Origin of the sequence: Pseudomonas sp. FW300-N2F2 (assembly GCF_017351655.1) — a bacterium.
In the GTDB taxonomy this organism is placed as follows: Bacteria; Pseudomonadota; Gammaproteobacteria; order Pseudomonadales; family Pseudomonadaceae; genus Aquipseudomonas; species Aquipseudomonas fluorescens_AA.
The window spans coordinates 684,180-694,168 of the sequence record NZ_JACNDQ010000003.1; the positions used below are offsets into that span (position 1 = coordinate 684,180).

Annotated in this window: 3 protein-coding genes, 2 tRNA genes and 3 rRNA genes; 7 read left to right on the forward strand and 1 reads right to left on the reverse strand. The window is 55.7% G+C overall.

What is annotated here, in order from left to right; all coding sequences use genetic code 11:
• Window positions 1-84: 84 nt before the first annotated feature.
• Window positions 85-1,005, reverse strand: coding sequence for a LysR family transcriptional regulator (locus J4E63_RS23770; protein WP_072410356.1), 921 nt, complete (start codon window positions 1,003-1,005; stop codon window positions 85-87).
• A gap of 123 nt (window positions 1,006-1,128) precedes the next feature.
• Between J4E63_RS23770 and J4E63_RS23775 the strand changes: the two genes are divergently transcribed.
• The 7 genes from J4E63_RS23775 to rrf all read left to right on the forward strand — a co-directional run bounded on the left by J4E63_RS23775 (window position 1,129) and on the right by rrf (window position 9,903).
• A complete protein-coding gene (locus J4E63_RS23775) occupies window positions 1,129-2,478 on the forward strand; it encodes an aspartate aminotransferase family protein (protein WP_060739305.1) in 1,350 nt (449 codons plus the stop codon).
• A 72-nt stretch (window positions 2,479-2,550) separates the two neighbouring features.
• Entirely contained in the window at window positions 2,551-4,044 is a 1,494-nt protein-coding gene (locus tag J4E63_RS23780) for a CoA-acylating methylmalonate-semialdehyde dehydrogenase (RefSeq protein ID WP_103311250.1), read from the forward strand.
• A 635-nt stretch (window positions 4,045-4,679) separates the two neighbouring features.
• Window positions 4,680-6,216 (forward strand): 16S ribosomal RNA (locus J4E63_RS23785).
• Between the two features lie 81 nt (window positions 6,217-6,297).
• A tRNA-Ile gene (locus J4E63_RS23790) sits at window positions 6,298-6,374 on the forward strand.
• A gap of 30 nt (window positions 6,375-6,404) precedes the next feature.
• Window positions 6,405-6,480, forward strand: a tRNA-Ala gene (locus J4E63_RS23795).
• A 245-nt stretch (window positions 6,481-6,725) separates the two neighbouring features.
• A 23S ribosomal RNA gene (locus J4E63_RS23800) occupies window positions 6,726-9,617 on the forward strand.
• A 170-nt stretch (window positions 9,618-9,787) separates the two neighbouring features.
• Window positions 9,788-9,903: ribosomal RNA gene (gene rrf / locus J4E63_RS23805) — 5S ribosomal RNA — on the forward strand.
• The 16S, 23S and 5S rRNA genes sit together here with 2 tRNA genes alongside, the layout of an rRNA operon.
• Window positions 9,904-9,989: the final 86 nt, after the last annotated feature.

Here is a 9,989-nt window from a genome sequence, read left to right on the forward strand (position 1 = left end):
CGATAGCGGTTGGTCAGTCAGCGGTAATGTGAATGATCTATCGCTATCGCGAGCAAGCTCGCTCCCACGGGGGGGCTGAGGATATCAGCGGGTTGCCGCCAGGCTCTCGAGGAAACTCTCCAGCACCAGATGAGGCCGGCGACCCTTGCGCGTCACCGACGCCAGGCTCAGGTCATAGAACCGTGCCGCGGGTTTCAAGGCCCGCAACCGACCTTGCTGGACCCAGAGGTTGGCGTAGTGATCAGGCAGGTAACCGATGTAGCGTCCGGTGAGAATCAGGAACGCCATGCCTTCACGGTCCGATGCACTCGCGGTGCAATTGAGCGCCTGGTAGTGGGCCTGGATCTCGGCTGGCAGGCGGAAGGTCGGTGCGATGGCGTCCTGGCTATTGAGGCGAGCGTCTTCAAGCTGTTGGTCATCGACATAAAACAGCGGATGCCCGACCGCGCAGTACAGCAGCGACCGCTCACTGTACAGCGGTTGATATTCCAGCCCGGACAGGGCACTGGCCTGGGGGACCACGCCGACATGCAAGCGCCCGTCGAGCACGCCTTGCTCGACTTCGTTGGGGGCGATCATGCGAATCTGGATCTGCACGTCGGGCCCGCGCTCTTTCAATTGCGCCAGGGCGTGGGTGATGCGCATGTGGGGCAGGGTGACCAGATTGTCGGTCAGGCCGATGGTCAACTCACCGCGCAAGTGCTGGTGCAGGCCGTTGACCTCAGTGCGAAAACTTTCCAGTGCGCTCAATAGCTGCAACGCCGACTGATACACCTCGCGGCCTTCCTCGGTCAGGGAAAACCCCGCGCGCCCGCGTTGGCACAGACGCAAACCGAGGCGCTGTTCGAGGTCGCTCATCTGCTGGCTGATGGCCGAGCGGCCGATGCCCAGCACGGTTTCCGCGGCGGAAAACCCACCACATTCCACGACGCTGCGAAAAATGCGCAGCAGGCGAATATCAAAGTCGCTGACCTGGGCCAGTGGATCGGGACGACGCGCGCTCATAGTTTAGTGATCCGCCGACTGAAGGTTACAAAAGTTGCATTTCATCGACTTTATCGCCGTGGCAACTTAGCTGCAAGAACGCTTTCGATTCCCTGTCGCTTATGACCTGCGAGGTTTTTGTCGATGAACATGCCCGAACACGCTGCCGGTTCCCTGGCCAGCCAGCTCAAGCTCGATGCCCACTGGATGCCTTACACCGCCAACCGTAATTTCCAGCGCGATCCGCGCCTGATCGTCGCCGCCGAAGGCAGTTGGTTGGTGGATGACAAGGGGCGCAAGGTGTACGACTCGCTGTCGGGGCTGTGGACATGCGGCGCCGGGCACACCCGCAAGGAAATCCAGGAAGCGGTCGCCAAGCAACTGGGCACCCTCGATTACTCGCCGGGGTTCCAGTACGGTCATCCGCTGTCGTTCCAGTTGGCGGAGAAAATCACCAGCCTGACCCCGGGCAATCTCAATCACGTGTTCTTCACCGATTCCGGCTCCGAGTGCGCCGATACCGCGGTGAAGATGGTCCGCGCCTACTGGCGTCTCAAGGGTCAGGCGACCAAGACCAAGATGATCGGCCGTGCCCGTGGCTATCACGGGGTGAACATCGCCGGCACTAGCCTCGGCGGTGTCAGCGGCAACCGCAAGTTGTTCGGCCAGGCGATGATGGATGTCGATCACCTGCCCCACACCTTGCTGGCCAGCAACGCCTATTCCCGTGGCATGCCGAAAGAAGGCGGCATCGCCTTGGCCGATGAACTGCTGAAGCTGATCGAACTGCACGATGCATCCAACATTGCCGCAGTGTTCGTCGAACCGATGGCGGGGTCGGCCGGGGTGCTGGTGCCGCCTGAGGGGTACCTCAAGCGCCTGCGGGAAATCTGCGACCAGCACAGCATTCTCTTGGTGTTCGACGAAGTGATCACCGGTTTCGGTCGCACCGGTTCGATGTTCGGTGCCGACAGCTTTGGCGTGACCCCGGACCTGATGTGCATCGCCAAGCAAGTCACCAATGGCGCGATCCCCATGGGCGCGGTGATTGCCAGCAGCGAGATCTACCAGACGTTCATGAACCAGCCGACGCCTGAGTACGCGGTGGAATTCCCCCACGGCTACACCTACTCGGCGCATCCGGTGGCTTGCGCGGCTGGTCTGGCGGCGCTGGACCTGCTGCAAAAGGAAAACCTGGTGCAGAGCGTGGCCGAGATCGCCCCGCATTTCGAGAATGCATTGCACGGTTTGAAGGGCGCGAAGAACGTCATCGACATTCGCAACTATGGCCTGGCCGGCGCGATCCAGATCGCCGGGCGCGATGGCGATGCCATCGTGCGTCCGTTCGAGGCTGGCATGGCGTTGTGGAAAGCCGGGTTCTATGTGCGCTTCGGCGGCGACACCCTGCAATTCGGGCCTACGTTCAACAGCAAGCCGCAGGACCTGGATCGCCTGTTCGACGCGGTCGGTGAAGTGCTGAACAAGCTCGACTGATGCGTCCTTCTCTATAGCTTTCGATAACGGGCGTCCGGTCACGGGCGCCTGTGGATAATTCCGGAGTCCCCCATGAGCCTCATCCCGCATTTGATCAATGGCGAACTGCTGAGCGACAGTGCTCGCACCGCCGATGTGTTCAACCCGTCCACTGGCCAGGCCATCCATAAGGTGCCGTTGGCTGATCGCGCGACCATCCAGCAGGCTATCGACGCCGCCAAGGCGGCTTTCCCGGCCTGGCGCAATACGCCGGCGGCCAAGCGTGCGCAGGTCATGTTCCGTTTCAAGCAATTGCTGGAGCAAAACGAGGCGCGTATCGCCCAGTTGATCAGCGAAGAACACGGCAAGACCTTGGAAGACGCGGCCGGTGAACTCAAGCGCGGCATCGAGAACGTCGAGTTTGCCTGTGCAGCACCTGAAATCCTGAAAGGCGAATACAGCCGTAACGTAGGACCGAACATCGACGCCTGGTCAGACTTTCAACCCTTGGGCGTGGTGGCGGGCATCACACCGTTCAACTTCCCGGCGATGGTTCCGCTGTGGATGTATCCGCTGGCGATCGTCTGCGGTAACTGCTTCATTCTCAAACCGTCCGAGCGCGACCCGAGTTCGACGTTGCTGATCGCCCAGTTGCTGTTGGAAGCCGGTTTGCCCAAAGGCGTCTTGAGCGTGGTCCATGGCGACAAGGCCGCGGTGGATGCGCTGATCGAAGCGCCGGAAGTGAAGGCGCTGAGTTTTGTCGGTTCGACGCCGATTGCCGAATACATCTATGCCGAGGGCACTCGACGTGGCAAGCGCGTCCAGGCACTGGGTGGGGCGAAGAACCATGCGGTGCTGATGCCGGATGCCGACCTGGACAATGCCGTCAGCGCGCTGATGGGCGCGGCGTACGGTTCGTGCGGCGAGCGTTGCATGGCGATTTCGGTGGCAGTGTGTGTCGGCGACCAGGTGGCGGATGCACTGGTGTCCAAGCTGGTGCCGCAGATCAAGGCGCTGAAGATCGGCGCCGGCACGTCTTGCGGGCTGGACATGGGGCCGTTGGTGACCGGTCAGCACCGGGACAAGGTCAGTGGCTATATAGAAGAAGGTGTGACGGCGGGTGCCTCACTGATTGTCGATGGTCGCGGCTTGAGTGTGGCTGGGCATGAGGAGGGCTTCTTCCTCGGTGGCTGCCTGTTCGATCGTGTGACCCCCGAGATGCGCATCTATAAGGAAGAGATCTTTGGGCCGGTGCTGTGCATCGTCCGGGTCAACAGCCTGGAAGAGGCGATGCAACTGATCAATGATCACGAGTATGGCAACGGTACCTGCATCTTCACCCGCGATGGCGAGGCGGCGCGGTTGTTCTGCGACGAGATCGAAGTCGGCATGGTGGGGGTCAACGTTCCATTGCCCGTGCCTGTGGCCTATCACAGCTTTGGCGGTTGGAAGCGTTCGCTGTTCGGCGACCTGCACGCCTATGGCCCGGACGGCGTACGTTTCTATACCCGTCGCAAGGCGATTACCCAGCGCTGGCCGCAGCGTGCTAGCCATGAGGCTTCACAGTTCGCGTTCCCCAGCTTGTAGTCAGTCAGTGAAGAGGCCGGCGCCCTTGGCGCCGGCCTCTGTATTTCCGGGGCTTTTTGACTGATGTGACAGAATTGTGAAAATAGGTGTTGACGGCAAATTCTGGACGTCTATAATTCGCCCCACTTCCGGCGCAGTCGAAACGTAAAACTCCTTGAGATTCAACGAGTTAAGTAGGTTTCGAAGGTGCGGGGCTTCAGTTCATCGAAGTCCGGAAGGAGCAGGTAGAGCGGTGTTGTTTGGCTCTATCAGCGGTTCGATCTTCTCGGTCGAAAGCGGTGAAAAAGAGGTGTTGACAGCAGCGAGTAACGCTGTAGAATTCGCCTCCCGCTAACGAGAGATCGGAAGCGCAAGTGGTTGAAGTTGTTGATGTTTCGGAAGCGAAACTTTGAAAACTTCTGAAAATAACCGCTTGACAGATGCACGGGGCGCTGTAGAATGCGCGCCTCGGTTGAGACGAAAGACTCAGCCAACCGCTCTTTAACAACTGAATCAAGCAATTCGTGTGGGTGCTTGTGGAGTCAGACTGCTAGTCAACAGATTATCAGCATCACAAGTTACTCCGCGAGAAATCAAAGATGTAACCAACGATTGCTGAGCCAAGTTTAGGGTTTTCTCAAAACCCAAAGATGTTTGAACTGAAGAGTTTGATCATGGCTCAGATTGAACGCTGGCGGCAGGCCTAACACATGCAAGTCGAGCGGTAGAGAGGTGCTTGCACCTCTTGAGAGCGGCGGACGGGTGAGTAATGCCTAGGAATCTGCCTGGTAGTGGGGGATAACGCTCGGAAACGGACGCTAATACCGCATACGTCCTACGGGAGAAAGCAGGGGACCTTCGGGCCTTGCGCTATCAGATGAGCCTAGGTCGGATTAGCTAGTTGGTGAGGTAATGGCTCACCAAGGCGACGATCCGTAACTGGTCTGAGAGGATGATCAGTCACACTGGAACTGAGACACGGTCCAGACTCCTACGGGAGGCAGCAGTGGGGAATATTGGACAATGGGCGAAAGCCTGATCCAGCCATGCCGCGTGTGTGAAGAAGGTCTTCGGATTGTAAAGCACTTTAAGTTGGGAGGAAGGGCATTAACCTAATACGTTAGTGTTTTGACGTTACCGACAGAATAAGCACCGGCTAACTCTGTGCCAGCAGCCGCGGTAATACAGAGGGTGCAAGCGTTAATCGGAATTACTGGGCGTAAAGCGCGCGTAGGTGGTTCGTTAAGTTGGATGTGAAATCCCCGGGCTCAACCTGGGAACTGCATTCAAAACTGTCGAGCTAGAGTATGGTAGAGGGTGGTGGAATTTCCTGTGTAGCGGTGAAATGCGTAGATATAGGAAGGAACACCAGTGGCGAAGGCGACCACCTGGACTGATACTGACACTGAGGTGCGAAAGCGTGGGGAGCAAACAGGATTAGATACCCTGGTAGTCCACGCCGTAAACGATGTCAACTAGCCGTTGGGAGCCTTGAGCTCTTAGTGGCGCAGCTAACGCATTAAGTTGACCGCCTGGGGAGTACGGCCGCAAGGTTAAAACTCAAATGAATTGACGGGGGCCCGCACAAGCGGTGGAGCATGTGGTTTAATTCGAAGCAACGCGAAGAACCTTACCAGGCCTTGACATCCAATGAACTTTCCAGAGATGGATTGGTGCCTTCGGGAACATTGAGACAGGTGCTGCATGGCTGTCGTCAGCTCGTGTCGTGAGATGTTGGGTTAAGTCCCGTAACGAGCGCAACCCTTGTCCTTAGTTACCAGCACGTTATGGTGGGCACTCTAAGGAGACTGCCGGTGACAAACCGGAGGAAGGTGGGGATGACGTCAAGTCATCATGGCCCTTACGGCCTGGGCTACACACGTGCTACAATGGTCGGTACAGAGGGTTGCCAAGCCGCGAGGTGGAGCTAATCCCACAAAACCGATCGTAGTCCGGATCGCAGTCTGCAACTCGACTGCGTGAAGTCGGAATCGCTAGTAATCGCGAATCAGAATGTCGCGGTGAATACGTTCCCGGGCCTTGTACACACCGCCCGTCACACCATGGGAGTGGGTTGCACCAGAAGTAGCTAGTCTAACCTTCGGGGGGACGGTTACCACGGTGTGATTCATGACTGGGGTGAAGTCGTAACAAGGTAGCCGTAGGGGAACCTGCGGCTGGATCACCTCCTTAATCGACGACCGCAGCTGCTTCATGAGCTCCCACACGAATTGCTTGATTCATTGAAGAAGACGAAAGAAGCAGCCCGAAATTGGGTCTGTAGCTCAGTTGGTTAGAGCGCACCCCTGATAAGGGTGAGGTCGGCAGTTCGAATCTGCCCAGACCCACCAATTTTGTGTGGGAAACGCCTGTAGAAATACGGGGCCATAGCTCAGCTGGGAGAGCGCCTGCCTTGCACGCAGGAGGTCAGCGGTTCGATCCCGCTTGGCTCCACCACTACTGCTTCGATTGTATAAAGCTTAGAAATGAGCATTCCATCGGTTCGATGGTGAATGTTGATTTCTAGTCTTTGACTAGTTCGTTCTTTAAAAATTTGGGTATGTGATAGAAAGATAGACTGGACGTTACTTTCACTGGTAACGGATCAGGCTAAGGTAAAATTTGTGAGTTGCTCGTAGAGCAAGATCGAATTTTCGGCGAATGTCGTCTTCACAGTATAACCAGATTGCTTGGGGTTATATGGTCAAGTGAAGAAGCGCATACGGTGGATGCCTTGGCAGTCAGAGGCGATGAAAGACGTGGTAGCCTGCGAAAAGCTTCGGGGAGTCGGCAAACAGACTGTGATCCGGAGATGTCTGAATGGGGGAACCCAGCCATCATAAGATGGTTATCTTGTACTGAATACATAGGTGCAAGAAGCGAACCAGGGGAACTGAAACATCTAAGTACCCTGAGGAAAAGAAATCAACCGAGATTCCCTTAGTAGTGGCGAGCGAACGGGGACTAGCCCTTAAGCTTCTTTGATTTTAGCGGAACGCTCTGGAAAGTGCGGCCATAGTGGGTGATAGCCCTGTACGCGAAAGGATCTTAGAAGTGAAATCGAGTAGGACGGAGCACGAGAAACTTTGTCTGAATATGGGGGGACCATCCTCCAAGGCTAAATACTACTGACTGACCGATAGTGAACTAGTACCGTGAGGGAAAGGCGAAAAGAACCCCGGAGAGGGGAGTGAAATAGATCCTGAAACCGTATGCGTACAAGCAGTGGGAGCCCACTTTGTTGGGTGACTGCGTACCTTTTGTATAATGGGTCAGCGACTTATTTTCAGTGGCGAGCTTAACCGAATAGGGGAGGCGTAGCGAAAGCGAGTCTTAATAGGGCGTCTAGTCGCTGGGAATAGACCCGAAACCGGGCGATCTATCCATGGGCAGGTTGAAGGTTAGGTAACACTGACTGGAGGACCGAACCGACTACCGTTGAAAAGTTAGCGGATGACCTGTGGATCGGAGTGAAAGGCTAATCAAGCTCGGAGATAGCTGGTTCTCCTCGAAAGCTATTTAGGTAGCGCCTCATGTATCACTGTAGGGGGTAGAGCACTGTTTCGGCTAGGGGGTCATCCCGACTTACCAAACCGATGCAAACTCCGAATACCTACAAGTGCCGAGCATGGGAGACACACGGCGGGTGCTAACGTCCGTCGTGAAAAGGGAAACAACCCAGACCGTCAGCTAAGGTCCCAAAGTTATGGTTAAGTGGGAAACGATGTGGGAAGGCTTAGACAGCTAGGAGGTTGGCTTAGAAGCAGCCACCCTTTAAAGAAAGCGTAATAGCTCACTAGTCGAGTCGGCCTGCGCGGAAGATGTAACGGGGCTCAAACCATACACCGAAGCTACGGGTATCACGCAAGTGATGCGGTAGAGGAGCGTTCTGTAAGCCTGTGAAGGTGAGTTGAGAAGCTTGCTGGAGGTATCAGAAGTGCGAATGCTGACATGAGTAACGACAATGGGTGTGAAAAACACCCACGCCGAAAGACCAAGGTTTCCTGCGCAACGTTAATCGACGCAGGGTTAGTCGGTCCCTAAGGCGAGGCTGAAAAGCGTAGTCGATGGAAAACAGGTTAATATTCCTGTACTTCTGGTTATTGCGATGGAGGGACGGAGAAGGCTAGGCCAGCTTGGCGTTGGTTGTCCAAGTTTAAGGTGGTAGGCTGAGATCTTAGGTAAATCCGGGATCTTAAGGCCGAGAGCTGATGACGAGTTACCCTTTGGGTGACGAAGTGGTTGATGCCATGCTTCCAAGAAAAGCTTCTAAGCTTCAGGTAACCAGGAACCGTACCCCAAACCGACACAGGTGGTTGGGTAGAGAATACCAAGGCGCTTGAGAGAACTCGGGTGAAGGAACTAGGCAAAATGGCACCGTAACTTCGGGAGAAGGTGCGCCGGTGAGGGTGAAGCACTTGCTGCGTAAGCCCACGCCGGTCGAAGATACCAGGCCGCTGCGACTGTTTATTAAAAACACAGCACTCTGCAAACACGAAAGTGGACGTATAGGGTGTGACGCCTGCCCGGTGCCGGAAGGTTAATTGATGGGGTTAGCTAACGCGAAGCTCTTGATCGAAGCCCCGGTAAACGGCGGCCGTAACTATAACGGTCCTAAGGTAGCGAAATTCCTTGTCGGGTAAGTTCCGACCTGCACGAATGGCGTAACGATGGCGGCGCTGTCTCCACCCGAGACTCAGTGAAATTGAAATCGCTGTGAAGATGCAGTGTATCCGCGGCTAGACGGAAAGACCCCGTGAACCTTTACTATAGCTTTGCACTGGACTTTGAATTTGCTTGTGTAGGATAGGTGGGAGGCTTTGAAGCGTGGACGCCAGTTCGCGTGGAGCCATCCTTGAAATACCACCCTGGCAACTTTGAGGTTCTAACTCAGGTCCGTTATCCGGATCGAGGACAGTGTATGGTGGGTAGTTTGACTGGGGCGGTCTCCTCCTAAAGAGTAACGGAGGAGTACGAAGGTGCGCTCAGACCGGTCGGAAATCGGTCGTAGAGTATAAAGGCAAAAGCGCGCTTGACTGCGAGACAGACACGTCGAGCAGGTACGAAAGTAGGTCTTAGTGATCCGGTGGTTCTGTATGGAAGGGCCATCGCTCAACGGATAAAAGGTACTCCGGGGATAACAGGCTGATACCGCCCAAGAGTTCATATCGACGGCGGTGTTTGGCACCTCGATGTCGGCTCATCACATCCTGGGGCTGAAGCCGGTCCCAAGGGTATGGCTGTTCGCCATTTAAAGTGGTACGCGAGCTGGGTTTAGAACGTCGTGAGACAGTTCGGTCCCTATCTGCCGTGGACGTTTGAGATTTGAGAGGGGCTGCTCCTAGTACGAGAGGACCGGAGTGGACGAACCTCTGGTGTTCCGGTTGTCACGCCAGTGGCATTGCCGGGTAGCTATGTTCGGAAAAGATAACCGCTGAAAGCATCTAAGCGGGAAACTTGCCTCAAGATGAGATCTCACTGGGACCTTGAGTCCCCTGAAGGGCCGTCGAAGACTACGACGTTGATAGGCAGGGTGTGTAAGCGCTGTGAGGCGTTGAGCTAACCTGTACTAATTGCCCGTGAGGCTTGACCATATAACACCCAAGCAATTTGTAGACTCCAAGCCGCAAGGCGAACGAGACCAGATTGCGGTGTGTGAAGACGAAACGAACCGAAAGTTCGAGACGCTCGAGTGCAACACACAAACTATCGCATACCCATTCGCTGGAACGTGACCGCAAGGCACGCGCTGGCTACCGAATTTCTTGACGACCATAGAGCATTGGAACCACCTGATCCCATCCCGAACTCAGAAGTGAAACGATACATCGCCGATGGTAGTGTGGGGTTTCCCCATGTGAGAGTAGGTCATCGTCAAGATTAAATTCCGAAACCCCTATCTGCTGATGCAGGTAGGGGTTTTGTTTTGTCCGCAGGAAAGTTCTTACGACACGCGCGGACAGCTC

What these genes read in the sequence shown, in the direction of transcription:
- J4E63_RS23770 (WP_072410356.1), bottom strand. Translation starts at nt 1,005, where the DNA reads ATGAGCGCGCGTCGTCCCGATCCACTGGCCCAGGTCAGCGACTTTGAT.
- J4E63_RS23775 (WP_060739305.1), top strand. Translation starts at nt 1,129, where the DNA reads ATGAACATGCCCGAACACGCTGCCGGTTCCCTGGCCAGCCAGCTCAAG.
- J4E63_RS23780 (WP_103311250.1), top strand. Translation starts at nt 2,551, where the DNA reads ATGAGCCTCATCCCGCATTTGATCAATGGCGAACTGCTGAGCGACAGT.